The organism is Cupriavidus necator N-1, from assembly GCF_000219215.1.
Classification (GTDB): domain Bacteria; phylum Pseudomonadota; class Gammaproteobacteria; order Burkholderiales; family Burkholderiaceae; genus Cupriavidus; species Cupriavidus necator.
The window spans coordinates 2268857-2284619 of the sequence record NC_015726.1 but is presented as its reverse complement, the minus strand read 5'-3'; the positions used below and the strand labels follow the sequence as shown (position 1 = coordinate 2284619).

Below are 15763 nucleotides of genomic sequence, written 5' to 3'. Positions count from 1 at the left end.
CTGCCGTTGTCATCTCGACTAGACAGTATTGAATGGCCAAGAAAGGCAGCATCTCCTCCCGCAATCTCCGCATCTCCGACCAGATCCAGAAGGACCTGGCCGAGATGATCCAGCGCGAACTGCGCGACCCGCGCCTCGGCCTGGTCACGCTGCAGTCGGTCGCGCTGACGCCTGACTATGCGCACGCCAAGGTGTACTTCACCGTGCTGGGCGCAGAAGCCGCAGAGGCGGAAGCCATCCTGAACGAAAAGGCCGGCTACCTGCACTCGCTGCTGTACAAGCGCCTGCACATCCATACCGTGCCGACGCTGCGCTTCTTCCACGATACCTCGGTCGAACATGCGATCGAGATGTCCAAGCTGATCAACGAAGCGAACGCCACGCGTTCGAAAGACGACTGAAGCCGGCGCCCATGCCGCCCTGGCATGGGTTTCGCGGCCGCACGATTTACATTGCCGCCATCCGCGCCGCATCGCCGTCCCGCCTCCCGCTTTCTCCCGATGACCGATTCCAACGCCAACCGTCCGCCGCGCCTGCCGCGCCGCGAGGTCCATGGTGTGCTGCTGCTCGACAAGCCGCTGGGCCTGTCGTCCAACGACGCGCTGGTGCGCGCCAAGCGCCTCTTGCGCGCGGCCAAGGCAGGCCATACCGGCACGCTGGACCCGCTTGCCACGGGGCTGCTGCCGCTGTGCTTCGGCGAGGCCACCAAGTTTTCGCAAGACCTGCTGGAAGCGGACAAGACCTATGACGCCGTAGTGCGGCTGGGCGCGCGCTCGAGCACGGGCGACGCCGAAGGCGAACTGCTCGACGTGCGCGAGGTCACCTGCGACCGCGCCGCGGTGGAGCAGGCGCTGGCAAGCTTCCTCGGCGAGATCGAACAGGTGCCGCCGATGCATTCGGCGCTGAAGAAGGACGGCCGCCCGCTGTATGAATACGCGCGCGCCGGCCAGACCGTGGAGCGCGCGGCGCGCCGCGTCACCATCCGTTCGATTGCGCTGCTGGACTGCGCCTTGCCCAATGCCCCGTCGTTCACGATGCGGGTGACGTGCAGCAAGGGCACCTATATCCGCACGCTGGCCGAGGACATCGGCGAAGCGCTGGGCTGTGGCGCGCACTTGACCGGACTGCGCCGCATCGCCGTGGGCGACCTGACGCTGGACGGCGCGGTGACGCTGGAACAGATCGAACAGCACGACGACGCGCAGCGCCCGACCATGCTGGCACCTGTGGACGCCTTGCTGCAGAAGTGTGCGCCGGTGCATCTGGACGAGGCCGCTGCAACGCGCTTCCTGCAGGGCCAGCGCATTGCCCAGCGTGACCTGCCGGCCGGCACCGGGCTGGCCGAGGATGCGCTGGCGCGCGTCTATGCCGGCGAGCCGGCCCGGCTGCTGGGCGTGGCGCGCATGCGCGAAGGCGCGTTGCGGCCGGAGCGGCTGGTCAAGCTGTAAATTGCGTGAGGGGCGTAAGCGGCAGCCCCGTCAGCAATTACTCTAGCGTGATCCTGGCCGTCTTGATGACATCGGCCCACAGCTTGCGATCCTGGGTGAGGAAGCCGGCGAAATGCTCCGGTGTATCGCCCACGGGCTCGGAGCCGAATTCAGCCATTTTCTTCCTGACTTCCGGGTTCGCCAGGGCCTTGAGCAGCGCCTGGTTGTAGCGGACCACGATCGCCTTCGGCAGGTCCTTCGGCCCGAAGATGCCTTGCCAGGTCGGCATGTTGAAGTCCTTCAGGCCGCTCTCGGCAAGCGTCGGCACCTCCGGCAACAAGGGCGAGCGCTTGCTGCCGGTGACCGCCAGCGCCTTGACCTTGCCGGTCTTGGCCAGCGTCGCCGCGGTGGTGATGTTGTCGACCGTCATGGCGATATGCCCGCCCATCAGGTCGGTGATCACCGGGGTGGCACCCTTGTACGGCGCATGGACCATGTCGATGCCAAGGCGGTGCAGCATGGTTTCGGCAATCAGGTGATTCGACGTTCCGACGCCGGCTGTGCCGTAAGTGACCTGCGGCGTCTTTTTGACGTAGGCGACGAAGTCCGCCATGGTCTTGACCGGCAGGGCCGGATTGATGATCACGACATTCGGCTGGGTGGCCAGCATGGCGATGGGCGTGAAATCATCCGCCTTGTATGGCGTGCCCTTGGGGTTGAGCAGGTGGGTCACCGCCATCGCGCCGGCGGCGCCCATGCCAATGGTGTAGCCGTCGGCCGGGGCCTTGGCCAGCTTGTCGGCGGCGATATTGCCACCCGCACCCGGCACGTTCTCGACCACCACCGGCACCCCCAGGCTTTCCGACAGCGGGGCCTGCACCAGGCGCGCCAGCAGATCTGCCGAACCGCCGGGCGCAAAACCCACCAGCAGGCGCACCGGCTTGACCGGCTTCCACTCCTGCGCCTGCGCGCCCGGGATCACCGCCGCGCCCACGCTCATCCACATCATGCCGCGCACCAGCGGCCCCATCCACTTCGCCACCTTTTCCATTGTTACTTCCACTCCAGCAGTGTCATGGGCAATCTGTCAGCGGGCTCGCCCTTACCCGAAAATGCGTTCGCTTCTTGCCCTGATTCAGGCCGCGGCACCCGCCAGTACCTGCCCCAGCAGCCTTGCCACCATGCGGTTGGAGAGCAGCACCGGGGCGCCGGCATGGCGCGCCACCTCAGCCCGCATGGCTTCGGTGTAGCCCATGCAGTGCATCACCACCAGGTCGCAGCCGCGCAGTGTCTCGCCCGCCTGCGCGAAGCGGCCGGTGCTTGTGTCCGTATAAGGCGAGGCATGCGTGACGCGCAGTTCGCAGGGCACCGGCTGGATCAGGTGGAAGCCGCTCACCTGGGCTTCCAGCGGCAACACGATGCCGAGCCGCTTGCAGCCCTGCGCCAGCGCCACGGTCAGGTGGTCCACCACCTGCTGCGGTTCGATGACCAGGGTCTGCATCGGCGGCAGGGCGGTGCCGGTGCACAGTGGCACCAGGGCGTCGAAGCGGCCGTCGTCCAGCGAGGTCATCAGCCGGGCCAGCATCGCCTCGGCCACCGGCTTGCCCATCACCGCCTGCGTGCCGTCACGCAGCCGGCTGGCAAAGCGGTACTCGCCGGGCGCGGGCGCCAGCGCGGCAATGTCCTGCGAGCCCAGCGCGTCCAGGATGCCGAACTCTTCCACCGTGGCCGGCAAGCCCAGGTCGGCAATCATCTGCGGGACCACATCTGTCCTGGGCGCCTGCCCGATGGTGACGAAGGCCACGCGTGGCTGGCGTGCGGCAGGCGTGTTCATGCCTCGGTGCCCACGGTCTGCAGATGGGCCAGCGAGCCATAGCGGCGCTGCAGCTCGGCCCACTCGGCCGCGTCGTAGAAGTCGCATTGGCCCTGGCCGAACTGCTTCGCCACCTCGATGCAGAAGCGCGTCGCCACGTCGATGTCGAAGGCGTTGGTGACGCCGGTCGCGCAGCCTGGCACAGTGGTCTGCGCGGTCAGCGCCACGCCCACGACCGGGGCAGGGGTCACGATGGCCGGCTGCATGATCGAGTTGACATGCCACAGGCCGTTCTCATACGGCGTGATGTCCTGGGTGGTCAACGGCAACACCATCGGCAGTTCGCCGCTGACCCATCCCATCAGGTCCAGCATCCGTTCCGGCAGGCGCAGCAGCCAGCCTTCCTTGGCCACGGGTGTCAGCGCCACGCCGCGGCGGTTGACGAAGCGGTTGCCGCGCGTGGTGTCGACCGACAGGATCGCCGCCATCCGCGGGTGCACCTCATGCGACATCATCGTGCGCATCGCAAAGGGCGATTTCATCATCGGCACCGGATGGTGCGGCCGCGTGGCGGCGTGCGGGCAGATATGGGTGTGGATGCGCACCGGCCCGGCCAACACGTCGCCGGTGGCGGCCATGTCGGCCAGCTTCAGGGCGCTGGCGACGGCCACGATGGCGCCGTCGGCATCGGACACCAGGCCCGTCACGGCCGGGCGCGCGCCGACGCCGCCCAGCCGGCCCACTACGCCAAGCGCGGGTGCATCCGGGTTCTGTCCGGGTACCGTGCAGGCGAGGAAATCGGTGTAGAGGCCGTTCTCTTCCACGCGCGTGACGGTGACATCGTCCAGGCCGCGCGAGCGCAGCAGTGAGGCGACAGCTGCGCCGTCGACATTCGCTGCCGACAGCAGCTCGATCGATTCAATAACCTGCTTGATAGACATCTTGCTTGACTTCCTGGGGCTGGGGTGGGGTTCCGTACGCTGGGGCTCAGGCCAGCAAATTCAGCGCGGCAGCGACAGCGCGCCGGGCTGCACGTCGGCAATGTCCGCGCCCCTGAACCATCGCGCGGCATGGGCGCCGCCCATTTCGAGGCGATCGTCCGAGACCCGTACCCAGTTGCCTTCGGGCAGGCCCAGCACCGGCATGTCGGGCTGCAGCACGGTGAATTCGGCCAGGCGCTGGTCGCGCGTTTCGCCGCGGAAGCCGGGCACGACCAGATTGAAGTAGTGCGGGTTGATCTGGAAGGGGACTAGCGCCAGGGCGTCCAGGCCGCCTGGATCAGCCACCGGCATGTCGTTGGTGGTGCGAATGGTCGGGCAGGCCAGGTTGGCGCCTGCGCTCCAGCCGATATAGCGCGCCGCACCGGATCGTACCTGCGCCGAGATCGGCGCCAGCAAGCCGCGCTCGCGCAGGCACTGCAGCAAGCGGAACGTGTTGCCGCCGCCAACGACGATCAGTTCGGCCGCCTCGATGGCGCGCACGGCAGCCGCCGGCTCGGCCAGACGGTGCAGTGATTGCACCGCGATGCCGACCGGCGCGAAGGCGTCGCGGACCAGCGTCTCGTAGGTGTCCCAGTCGCGCGTGACGCCGGCGAACGGGATAAAGCAGGCAGTCTTGCGGCTGGCGGCCAGGTCGCGGATCGCTGCCTGGGCGTGGACCAGGTAGCCGGCGTCGCTGCTGGAGTTGCTGAGTAACAGGAGTTCCATGGGTCGTTGCGGCAAAGTCTAGATAAGTGAGGCGGCGTCGAGCCACAGTGGGTCGCCGATGCGCTGTCCCACGGGTGCCACGGCCTGCACCAGCGTCGCGCGCAGCGCCTGGGCCTGGGCCTGGCTGACCTGCATCGCGGTGAAAGACAGGCACAGTCCGCGCACGTCGCCTGAGAGCGGGTCTGCCAGCGTGGTGGCCACGGCGCCGATGCCCGGCATGCCTTCGTTCACGGCGATGGCGCTGCGCTCGGCGCCGGCCGTCGCCACGCGTTCGCGCAGCTCGGCAACCGTGGCAGGACAGCCGGCGGGTGCATCCGGCAGCTTGCGGGCGCCGGCGGCGCCATAGCGCGCGCTGAATTCAGGCTCGGGCAGGCGCGACAGCAGCACCCGGCCCATCGCCGTGGTGAATGCCGGCCGGCGTGCGCCGGGCGGCGACAGCACCTGCACCGGGTTGCTGCCGTTCAGGCGTTGCAGCACGACGGTGTCGGTGCCGTCCAGCATCGACAGATAGGCGGTGAAGCCGGTGGCTTCGGACAGCGTGGCCAGGATCTCGCGGCATTGCTCGTCGAAGGGATGCGCCTGTGCAGCGGCCTGCGCTGCGCGGATCAGCAGCGCGCCAGGGCGGTAGCGCCGCGTGGACGGCTGCAGTTCCAGCAGGCGATAGCGCACCATCTGGGCGAGCAGGCGCGAGGCCGAACTCTTGGCAAGGCCCAGTTCGTCCAGGACATCGTTGAAAGTGATCTCGTGCCGGTGATGCCCGAACAGGTCCAGCACGCTTTCCACGCCTTCAAGAATGCTCACTCCGCCACTCCACGCTCCGTATCTCTATTACCTGTTTGGTTCCGGTTTTCGGAACGTAGGTTCCGTAATTCGGTTTACAAATAATAGAAGCACGAAGACAGGAACACAAGGGGGGCATTCCCGGCGCAGCAACCCGGCGGCGAAGCAAAAAAAATGGCCCCGATCAGGGGCCAAGTCTTGAAAACCGGAGAGGTCGGGTCAGTGCGCCGCCATCGCATCAGCCGACCCGCCACCGCCCTTGGCCGGCCGCGTCAGCCAGACAAAGCCGATCAGCACGAAGAACAGCATCCCCGAGATCCAGAAGATATCGTTGGCGCCGAGCATGGCAGCCTGCTGGGAGATGTTGCGCTCGATCACGCCCATTGCCTGGGCCTGGCTCATGCCCATCTGCATCAGGTGGCTGAGCTGGTCGTGGTAGGCCGAGTTGTACGGGTTGACCTGTTCCACCAGCTGCGCGTGGTGCAGGGCCGAGCGGTTTTCCCATACGGTGGTCGAGATCGAGGCGCCGATGCCGCCGAAGGTGATCCGCACGAAGTTCGACAGGCCCGAGGCCGCCGGGATCTTCTCGGGCGGCTGGCCCGACAGGATGATCGACGTCAGCGGGATGAAGAACATCGCCATCGCCGCGCCCTGGATCAGCGTGGGCACCATCAGCGTCCAGGTATCCACCTGCGTGGTGAAGCCCGAGCGCATCAGGCTGACGATGCCGAAGGTGATGAAGGCCGCGGTGGCGACCCAGCGCGCGTCCATCTTCGGCAGGTTGCGCCCGATCACCGGTGACAGCAGGATCGCGAAGATCCCGACCGGCGCCATCACGATGCCCGCATCCGTCGCGGTATAGCCGACGATGGTCTGCAGCCACAGCGGCAGGATCACCAGGTTGCCGAAGAACAGCCCGTACGCCACCGAGATCGCCACCACGCCGGAGCTGAAGTTGCGGCCCTTGAACAGGCTGATGTCGACGACGGGGTGCTTCTCATAGGTTTCCCATGCCAGGAAGAAGAGGAAGCCGACAATTGCCACCAGTGTCAGCACCACGATCTCGGTCGAGTGGAACCAGTCCAGCTCCTTGCCCTTGTCGAGCATCAGCTGCATCGAGCCGACCCAGATCACCAGCAGCGCCAGGCCGATGCGGTCGATCGGCAGTACCTTGGTCGGGGTCTCGCGGTCCTTGTAGATGGCCCAGGTGACATAGGCCGTGATGATGCCCACCGGCACGTTGATGTAGAAGATCCACGGCCAGGTCATGTTGTCGGAGATCCAGCCGCCCAGCAGCGGCCCCATGATCGGCGCCACCAGCGTGGTCATGCCCCACAGTGCCAGCGCCATGGTGCTCTTCTGCGGCGGATAGCTCGACAGCAGCAGCGACTGCGACAGCGGGATCATCGGCCCGGCCACCGCGCCCTGCAGGACCCGTGCGGCCAGCAGCGTCTCGAGGTTGGGCGCGACGCCGCACAGCCACGATGCCAGCACGAACAGCAGGATCGAGGTGATGAACAGCCGCACCGCGCCGAAGCGCGTGGTCAGCCAGCCGGTCAGCGGCACCGAGATCGCATTGGCCACCGCGAACGAGGTGATGACCCATGTGCCCTGGTTGGGCGCGACGCCCAGGTCGCCTGAAATCGCCGGGATCGACACGTTGGCGATCGACGAGTCCAGCACGTTCATGAACGTGGCCAGCGACAGCGCGATGGTGCCGACCACCAGCTTGCCGCCGGTCAGCGGCCGCGGCTGCTGCGACGCCAGTGGCGGGACCGGCCGCGCCGGCGCCTGGCTGCCGTCGGACTGCGCGGCGGTGGGGGAGTTGGCCATGATCAGGTGTTGGCGGGCTTGGCGTTGGCGGCGCTGGCCGAGGGCAGGCCGGTGCTGCGGCCGCCGTTGTTGGCGGCGATGATGTGCGCGATCAGCTGGTCGGCGTCCTGCGCTACCTTTTCATAGACATCGGTCTGCATCGGCTTGGCCGGCGCGGCGGCGGCCATGGCGGCGCCTTCCTCGCGGCGCACGTCGACCTTGACTGTCATCGACAGGCCCACGCGCAGCGGGTGGTCCTTGAGCTGCTGCGGGTCAAGCGCGATGCGCACCGGCAGGCGCTGCACCACCTTGATCCAGTTGCCGGTGGCGTTCTGCGCCGGCAGCAGCGAGAAAGCCGAGCCGGTGCCGGCCGAGAAGCCGGCGACCTTGCCCTGGTATTCCACCTTGGAGCCGTACACGTCGGCTTCCAGCGTCACGGGCTGGCCGATGCGCATATGCGTGATCTGCACTTCCTTGAAGTTGGCGTCGACCCAGACCTGGTCCAGCGGCACCACGGCCATCAGCGGCGCGCCGGCGGCCACGCGCTGGCCGACCTGAACCGAGCGCTTGGCAACATAGCCGGTCACCGGCGCCGGCATGGCCGAGCGCGCGAACGACAGGTAGGCCGAGCGCAGGTTGGCGGCGGCGCGCTGCACGTTGGGGTGCTTCTCCACCGTGGTTTGGTCGGTCAGCACCTTGTTCGACGCCAGTTGCTCGCGCGCGGCCAGCAGCGCCGACTCCGCACCCTTGAGCGCGGACTGCGCGTGCGAGATCTCTTCATTCGAGACCGCGCCCGAGCCGGCGATGGCCTGGCGGCGGCGCAGGTCGTCGCGGGCCTTGGCCACGTCGGCTTCGCGCAGCGCCACGTTGGCGGCGAGCGAGCCGTTGTTGACGTACAGCGTGCGCACTTCGCGCACGGCCTGGGCCAGCTGGGCTTCGGCCTGTTCCAGCGCCACTTGCGAATCGGCGCGGTCAAGCTGGATCAGCGGCTGGCCGGCGGTGACCAGTTGCGTGTCGTCGGCGGCGATCGACACCACGGTGCCGCCCACCAGCGGCGTGACCTGGACCACGTTGCCGGCGACATAGGCGTCGTCGGTGTTTTCAAAGTGGCGGGCGTACATGCCCCAGTAAACGCCATAGCCGATGCCGGCGACCACGATTGCCGCAGTCAGCGACAGCAGCATGCGCTTGCGCTTGCCGTTGTTGTTGGTGCTGGCCGGCGCTTGCTGGGCAGGGTGCTGGGGGGTGTTGGGGCCGGCCGCTTGCTGGTTGTTGCTCATGATGTCTTCTGAATAATCTTGTGTTCGATCACCGGGTGCGCGGATCAGCCGCGAGCGCCCGCCTGGGTGTTGTGCTGTTGCTGCGCCGGGTCGTGGCCGGCGCTCTCGTGGCCTTCCGCAGGCTCCTGGTAGCCCCCGCCGAGCGCCTTCATCAGGCCCATCTGCAGGTCCAGCCGCCGTGCCTGCAGGTCGGTCGCCAGGCGGCGCTGCTGCAGCACGTTGCTTTCGGCGTTCAGCACGGTCAGTTGCGTGCCCAGGCCGGCCTTGTAGCGGGTGGTGGCCAATGCATAGGCGTGCTCGGCCAGGTCCAGGGCTTCGCGCTGGGTCTGGATCTGCTTGTCGACGCTGCGGATGCTGGTCATGGTGTCGGCGGTCTCGCGCAGCGCATCGACCAGGGCCTGGTTGTAGTTGGCCACGGCGATGTCGTAGCCGGCGTACTTGCCCTTCAGGTTGGCGCGCAGCTTGCCGCCTTCGAAGATCGGCAGGCGGATAGTCGGGCCGATGCCGAAGGTGCGGCTGACGCTCATCAGCAGGTTGGACGGATCCAGCGCGGCAAGCCCGGCAAAGGCGGTCAGGCTGACGTCAGGCAGGAACTCCTTCTTGGCGACATTGATGTCCTTGGACGCCGCCTCCACGCGCCAGCGTGCCGCCACCAGGTCCGGCCGGCGGCCCAGCAGGCCGATGGTCAGGTTGTCGGGCAGCGTCGGCGTGGCCTGCGCCAGCAGCACCGGCGGCTGGATCTGCAGCCCCCGGTCCGGGCCCTTGCCCAGCAGCGCTGCAAGCTGGTTGCGCGCCAGGGCGATTTCCTCGTCCACGCGCTGCAGGTCGGTGCGCGAAGCAGCCACCGTGCCGCGCGCCTGCGTGGTCTCGACCTGGGTGTCGAGGCCGGCGGCCAGGCGCTGGCGTGACAGCTCGGTCAGGTCGCCGCGCTGGGCGATGGCGCGCTCGGCCACGTCGCGCTGGGCGTACAGCGCCGCCAGGCGGGCGTAGTTGCGGGCGATCGAGGTGGCCAGGATCAGGCGCGAGGCCTGGCTTTCAGCCTCGGCGGCGCGGTCGTCGGAGAGCGCCGCTTCCAGCGCATCGCGGTTCTTGCCCCAGAAATCGAAGTCATAGGACAGGCCCACCTGCAGGCGCGACTGGTTCTGCCACGATCCCGCCAGCGGGGTGCCTTCGAACAGGTCTTTCTCGGAGATGCGCTGGCGGAGCAGGCTGCCTTCGAACTCCAGGTGCGGATAGAGCGCGCTGCGGGTGGCATCGGCCATGGCGCGCGAAGCTTCCACGCGGGCGAACGCGGCCTGCAGGCTCGGGTTGTCCTTGACCGCCTCATCGACCAGGGCGCTCAGCTGAGGGTCCTTGAACTGCGCGACCCAGTCCTGCGATGGCCATTGGCCGTGTTCGTCGGGCAGGGTCTGCGAGGTTGCCATCGTGGCCGGGTCGGCCACGGTCTGGGTGCTGTGCGAATTGCCGAGTGCCGCGCAACCGGCCAGCACCGCCGCGGCCATGGCAGTCAGCGCAAGCACGCTGGCACGGCGCGCCAGCGTGCGTGGGGTGGCGCGCCGGGGGGATTGGGGGGGGAGAGCTTGTTTCATGGTGTTGCTCCGTTGCCGGAGCCTTACGGTTTCTACGGGCTGATACGGTGTCCGGTTGATCGGACGATCTGGTGTGCCGGAGGCCGGCGTATAGCCCGCTACCCGCTGTTGTTATCGATGATCCGCCGCAGCATGTTGCGCAGCAGTTGGATCTCATCCTCGGAAAAACCGCGGAAGTGGTGGGCAAGTACCTTGCAGAAGATGGCGGGCAGCCGTTCCACCAGTTCCTTGCCCTGTGGCGTGACCGACAGGTCGACCACGCGGCGGTCGGCGTCGCGGCGCCGGCGTTCGATCAGCCCGCGCTTTTCCATGCGGCTGAGAAGGCGCGTGACCGAGCCCATGTCGGTATTCAGTTCGCGGCCCAGGTCAGTGACGGTCGCGGCGCGGCCGGTGGCCAGCATCATCAGGCAACTGGCTTGGGCCTGCGTGATGTCCAGACTGCTCACTTCCTGCTCGACCCCATGCGCCAGCATGTTCTTGGCGCGTTGCATGAGGTAGCCGACGCTATCGCACATCTGGTACTGGGTGGTGTCGAACGGGCCGGCCGTGGATTCGGCTGGCTGATCGGTGGAAGGGAGCCGTGACATCTTTGCCTTTGCAATCTTTGCTGTGACAAATATATGTTCACGTTTAATGATGCGCAAGAACGGAAATTGGTTATTCCACTTTTCGCAATGATATTCATTCGGTAAGTGGCGGTTCCGATCAACGCGTCTTGCGCTGCAACATGCTAGAATGTTGGGTTACTTCAGATTCTCCAAAGCGAGACGCAGCAATGACCCGCGCCATCCGAAATATCGCCATCATCGCCCACGTCGATCATGGCAAGACCACCCTGGTCGACCAGCTCCTGCGCCAGGCAGGCACCTTCCGCGACAACCAGCAAGTCGCCGAACGGGTGATGGACTCGAACGACCTGGAAAAGGAACGCGGGATCACGATTCTCGCGAAGAACTGTGCCGTCGAATACAACGGCACCCATATCAATATCGTCGACACCCCGGGCCACGCCGACTTCGGCGGTGAAGTGGAGCGCGTGCTGTCGATGGTCGACGGCGTGCTGCTGCTGGTCGACGCAGTCGAGGGCCCGATGCCCCAGACCCGCTTCGTCACGCGCAAGGCGCTGGCGCTGGGCCTGAAGCCGATCGTGGTGGTCAACAAGATCGACCGCCCGGGCGCGCGCCCGGAATGGGTGATCAACCAGACCTTCGACCTGTTCGACAAGCTGGGCGCCTCCGACGAGCAGCTCGACTTCCCGGTGATCTACGCCTCGGGCCTGAACGGCTTTGCCGGCCTGACCGAAGACGTGCGCGGCGGCGACATGAAGCCGCTGTTCGAAACCGTGCTGGACAAGGTGCCGGTGCGTGACGACGATCGGGACGGCCCCCTGCAGCTGCAGATCATCTCGCTGGACTACTCCAGCTACGTCGGCAAGATCGGCGTGGGCCGCATCTCGCGTGGCCGCGCCCGTCCGCTGCAGGACGTGGTGGTCAAGTTCGGCCCGGAAGGCAACCCGATCAAGGGCCGCATCAACCAGGTGCTGAAGTTCCAGGGCCTGGAGCGCGAGATCGTGCCGGAAGCCGAAGCCGGCGACATCGTGCTGATCAACGGCATCGAAGAACTGGGTATCGGCTGCACCGTGTGCGCGCCGGACGCCCAGGACGCGCTGCCGATGCTGAAGGTGGACGAGCCGACGCTGACCATGAATTTCTGCGTCAACACCTCGCCGCTGGCCGGCCGTGAAGGCAAGTTCGTGACCAGCCGCCAGCTGCGCGAGCGCCTGGACCGCGAACTGAAGTCCAACGTGGCGCTGCGCGTGGCCGATACCGGCGACGACACCATCTTCGAAGTGTCTGGCCGCGGCGAACTGCACCTGACCATCCTGCTGGAAAACATGCGCCGCGAAGGCTACGAGCTGGCCGTGTCGCGTCCGCGCGTGGTGTTCAAGGAAATCGACGGCGTCAAGAACGAGCCGTACGAACTGCTGACCGTGGACGTCGAAGACAGCCACCAGGGCGGCGTGATGGAAGAGCTGGGCCGCCGCAAGGGCGAGCTGCTCGACATGGCCTCGGACGGCAAGGGCCGCACGCGTCTGGAATACCGCATCCCGGCCCGCGGCCTGATCGGCTTCCAGGGCGAATTCCTGACGCTGACGCGCGGCACCGGCCTGATCAGCCATATCTTCGACGACTACGCACCGGTGCGCGAAGGCGGCCTGGGCGAGCGCCACAACGGCGTGCTGATCTCGCAGGACGACGGCGACGCCGTGGCCTACGCGCTGTGGAAGCTGCAGGACCGCGGCCGCATGTTCGTCAAGCCGGGCGATGCGCTGTACGAAGGCATGATCATCGGCATCCACAGCCGCGACAACGACCTGGTGGTCAACCCGATCAAGGGCAAGCAGCTGACCAACGTGCGCGCTTCGGGTACCGATGAAGCGGTGCGCCTGGTGCCGCCGATCCAGATGTCGCTCGAGTATGCGGTGGAATTCATCGCCGACGACGAGCTGGTCGAGCTCACGCCCAAGAGCATCCGCCTGCGCAAGCGCCACCTGAAGGAGCACGAGCGCAAGCGCGCTTCGCGCGAAGGCGCATAAGCGCTGGCTGTGCCAACAAAAAACCGCGCCCGTGAGCGCGGTTTTTTATTGGCGGCGGGGTAATGAGGCACCTGCTTACCATGCGTACTTCACCCCGGCACGCAGCGCGTACTGATAGAAACTTTGTGCCCCCCACGCGCCGGCCACATTGGCCCAGCCGCGCCAGCGCTTGCCGATGCCGGCGTGCCACCAGTTCAGCGTCGCGTATGGCTGTATCTTGCGGCCGTCGACACGCAGGAAAGTGCGGTGCAGGCGCGCACCCACGCGCGTGACCACGCCGCTGGAGTCGGCGCCGGTGATGCGCGTGCCGTTGGGCTCGCTGACGTCATCGGCGCCGTACTTCACGTAGACGAGCTGGGCCTGCGGCTCCGCCACCCATCCACCACGCAACGGGAACGCATAACCGGTCTCGCCGGAGATGGCCCAGCCGTTGGCGCCATAGCCGACCGTCGGCAGGCCGTCGCCTTCCACCTTGTTGTCGAACGAGCCGTACTGCAGCCACGTGTCGATATAAGCGCCGAGCTTGTGCTCGTCGTTCTGGTACCAGGTGCCTTAGGCGCCGATGCTCCAGCCCTGCACGCTGCCCTTGGCGCGCTTGCACCGCATTGGGCGCGCCCTCGATGGTGGCGTGGCTGTCGATGATGGCGCCGCCGGCGGCCTGCACGCCGCTGCCGCGCTGCGCCACGATCTGGCCGCCCAGGTGTTCCTGCGTGCCGCCGTTGGCCAGCGCTATGCCGGCAGTGGTGCCGCCACGCACGATGCCGCGGTTGATGACCGTGCCGCCGCTTTCCAGCCGGATGCCGTCTTCCAGGCCGTCGATGATGCCACGGTTGTCGACCGTGCCGGACGCGCCGGCTATCAGGACGCCTGCATTGCCGTTACCCCTTATCGTGCTGCCTGCATAGTTGACCACGTTGCCGCCGATCCACAGCCCGTACGTGCCGCCGGAGATCTCCGCACCGGTGGCGACGGTGGCGCCGCCGTCCGTCGAGCCATTGGCCACGTTGCCGCCGCTGTCCAGCAGAACGCCGATCAGTCCCCCCGAGATCGCACCCGCATTGGCGACGCTGCCGCCATCGTTCACGACGCTGATGCCGTGCCCGCTGCTGGCGCCAATCACCGAGCCGGCCAGGTTCGTCACCGTGCCGCCGCGTTCCAGCAGCACGCCGGTGGTGCCGCCGTGGATGGCGCCGCCCTGGTTTCGCACTACCGCGGATACGGATGCCATCGCCAGTGCTGTCGCTTTCGACCAGGCCGGTATTGACCACCGTGCTGCCCGCGTCGGCGGAGCCGAGCAAGACCCCCGCTCACATGGTGCCACTGGTGCGGATCGTGCCGCGATTACGGAACACATAGGACCTGGCGGAACCGCCGTCGGTGACCGCATCGGTACCCGCAACGAAGGCGCTGCCGATAAATGCCACGTCCGTGGAGGCCGAGTCTCCGGTGACGGTATAGGTGCTGAACGACGCTGGCTGCCGCAGGTCGATCTGTGCGATGCCATCGCCTGAGATGGCCTTCTGCGCATAGGCAGGGCAGGGCAGCAAATGAGCGGCGGCGGCCACCGCGAGCGGGCCCATCGTTGCGGCGGTGAATCTCGACCATGCGCACGCCATTGCCGCGATCTCCACATCGGGTGCTTTGCCTGCCCCTGTCGAGGATCGCTACGATGCGCAGCAACGCGCTGCATCGGCACGGGCACCGGATGGAAGTAAATGCCGGTGCCGGCGGCCGGTCAATTTCGTATTTTCTGCGCAGAAATCAACAGTCTGGTTCCTTCGGAAACTTGTGAAGGCGATGGCTATTGCGCGCCAGGCACGACTTCGAGCGCCGGTGCGCGCGGGCTGCGCCACTCGGGCGGCTTCCACAGGTAGCGCGGGTCGCGGTCGCGCCAGGCATCGGTGAACATGTCGCGCCATTCGTGGAAAGTCAGCGTCAGCGGGTTATGGGTGCGCACCTGGCGTGTGATGCCGTACACCGGTGCCTCATGCTCGGGGACGAAGGTGCCGAACAGGCGGTCCCAGATCGTCAGCACACCGGCGTAGTTGCGGTCGATGTACTGCGGGTTCTTCGCATGGTGGACGCGATGAACCGATGGCGTATTCAGCAGCGACTCGATCAGCGGCCAGCGTTGCCCCAGCCGCGTATGCACGAAGAACTGGAAGGTCAGGTTCAGGCCTACTGCCAGGATCACCCAGTCCGGCGTGAAGCCGATCCACGCCAGCGGAATCCAGAACAGCCACATGCCTGAGAGCGGATACGTCAGGCTCTGCCGGAACGCTGTCGAGAAATTCATGCCTTCCGACGAATGGTGCGTCACGTGCGAAGCCCACAGCCAGCGCACGCGATGGCTGGCGCGGTGGAACCAGTAATAGAGAAAGTCCTGCAGCAGCAACAACAGCGCGAATGACCACATGGTCTCCGGCATGGCGTGCAGCCCGTGCTGGTAGCACCACGTGTAGACCGTGCGGATCATCAGCCAGAGGAAGAACGCATCCGACGCCTGGTGCATCAGCGCCAGTGCCGCGTTGGATACGGTGTCGCGCAGGCTGTAGGCGGTCGGGTCGCGGCGGGCCCAGTACCGGGCCTCGGCGCCAATGGTCAGCAGGAACACTGGCGCAAAGGCCAGCAGCACGAGTCCGGGATCGAGCGATTCAGTGTTCATCTCGCCAGTTTGCATATTCCGCATGGAATTGCTACGAGGGGTTCCTCCAAACGGCGCCGCGCGGGGGTTTCGCGGCGCGTCCGCCACATGGTGGA

The 15763-nt window shown here is 66.8% G+C and carries 15 protein-coding genes; 3 read left to right on the top strand and 12 right to left on the bottom strand.

The genetic code is table 11. From position 1 onward, the window contains the following. Positions 1–32 precede the first annotated feature (32 nt). Both rbfA and truB read left to right on the top strand, forming a co-directional pair. Positions 33–401, top strand: a complete 369-nt coding sequence (gene rbfA, locus CNE_RS10770) for a 30S ribosome-binding factor RbfA (protein WP_010809484.1) — start codon at positions 33–35, stop codon at positions 399–401. 99 nt (positions 402–500) lie between these two features. After that, positions 501–1448, top strand: a complete 948-nt coding sequence (gene truB, locus CNE_RS10765; RefSeq protein ID WP_013957167.1) for a tRNA pseudouridine(55) synthase TruB — start codon at positions 501–503, stop codon at positions 1446–1448. A gap of 37 nt (positions 1449–1485) precedes the next feature. Here the strand turns inward: truB and CNE_RS10760 are convergent, their stop codons facing one another. From CNE_RS10760 to CNE_RS10720, 9 genes are all read right to left on the bottom strand, one after another. Continuing rightward, positions 1486–2478, bottom strand: a complete 993-nt coding sequence (locus CNE_RS10760) for a Bug family tripartite tricarboxylate transporter substrate binding protein (RefSeq protein WP_013957166.1) — start codon at positions 2476–2478, stop codon at positions 1486–1488. Positions 2479–2562: 84 nt separating this feature from the next. Then, complete coding sequence (locus CNE_RS10755) at positions 2563–3261, bottom strand: AroM family protein (RefSeq protein WP_013957165.1); 699 nt, start codon at positions 3259–3261, stop codon at positions 2563–2565. Continuing rightward, positions 3258–4181 (bottom strand): DUF1177 domain-containing protein, encoded by a 924-nt coding sequence (locus tag CNE_RS10750; RefSeq protein ID WP_013957164.1) that lies wholly within the window; start codon positions 4179–4181, stop codon positions 3258–3260. The genes CNE_RS10755 and CNE_RS10750 overlap by 4 nt, the downstream gene beginning before the upstream one ends. A 60-nt stretch (positions 4182–4241) precedes the next feature. Further along, a complete protein-coding gene (gene pepE, locus CNE_RS10745) occupies positions 4242–4946 on the bottom strand; it encodes a dipeptidase PepE (RefSeq protein ID WP_013957163.1) in 705 nt (234 codons plus the stop codon). An 18-nt stretch (positions 4947–4964) separates the two neighbouring features. After that, positions 4965–5747: an IclR family transcriptional regulator gene (locus CNE_RS10740; RefSeq protein WP_013957162.1), complete on the bottom strand. Its 783-nt coding sequence runs from the start codon at positions 5745–5747 to the stop codon at positions 4965–4967. 198 nt (positions 5748–5945) lie between these two features. Further along, positions 5946–7559 carry a DHA2 family efflux MFS transporter permease subunit gene (locus tag CNE_RS10735; protein WP_013957161.1) on the bottom strand — a complete coding sequence of 538 codons (1614 nt, stop codon included), beginning with the start codon at positions 7557–7559 and terminating at the stop codon, positions 5946–5948. A 2-nt stretch (positions 7560–7561) separates the two neighbouring features. After that, positions 7562–8818: an HlyD family secretion protein gene (locus CNE_RS10730; protein WP_013957160.1), complete on the bottom strand. Its 1257-nt coding sequence runs from the start codon at positions 8816–8818 to the stop codon at positions 7562–7564. A 44-nt stretch (positions 8819–8862) separates the two neighbouring features. Continuing rightward, the gene (locus tag CNE_RS10725; RefSeq protein ID WP_013957159.1) at positions 8863–10407 is read right to left on the bottom strand and encodes an efflux transporter outer membrane subunit; all 1545 of its coding nucleotides are present in this window, start codon (positions 10405–10407) and stop codon (positions 8863–8865) included. A 98-nt stretch (positions 10408–10505) separates the two neighbouring features. After that, on the bottom strand, positions 10506–10994 hold the full coding sequence (locus CNE_RS10720) for a MarR family winged helix-turn-helix transcriptional regulator (protein WP_013957158.1): 489 nt from the start codon (positions 10992–10994) through the stop codon (positions 10506–10508). 188 nt (positions 10995–11182) lie between these two features. Between CNE_RS10720 and typA the strand changes: the two genes are divergently transcribed. Further along, positions 11183–13003, top strand: a complete 1821-nt coding sequence (typA, locus tag CNE_RS10715; RefSeq protein ID WP_041227988.1) for a translational GTPase TypA — start codon at positions 11183–11185, stop codon at positions 13001–13003. Positions 13004–13078: 75 nt separating this feature from the next. On the opposite strand, the gene CNE_RS39215 is transcribed toward typA, so the two are convergent. The 3 genes from CNE_RS39215 to CNE_RS10695 form a co-directional block, all read right to left on the bottom strand. Next, positions 13079–13501 (bottom strand): autotransporter outer membrane beta-barrel domain-containing protein, encoded by a 423-nt coding sequence (locus CNE_RS39215; protein ID WP_238553084.1) that lies wholly within the window; start codon positions 13499–13501, stop codon positions 13079–13081. Between the two features lie 809 nt (positions 13502–14310). Continuing rightward, complete coding sequence (locus CNE_RS10700) at positions 14311–14634, bottom strand: hypothetical protein (RefSeq protein WP_013957154.1); 324 nt, start codon at positions 14632–14634, stop codon at positions 14311–14313. A 170-nt stretch (positions 14635–14804) separates the two neighbouring features. Continuing rightward, positions 14805–15668, bottom strand: coding sequence for a sterol desaturase family protein (locus CNE_RS10695; RefSeq protein WP_013957153.1), 864 nt, complete (start codon positions 15666–15668; stop codon positions 14805–14807). Positions 15669–15763: the final 95 nt, after the last annotated feature.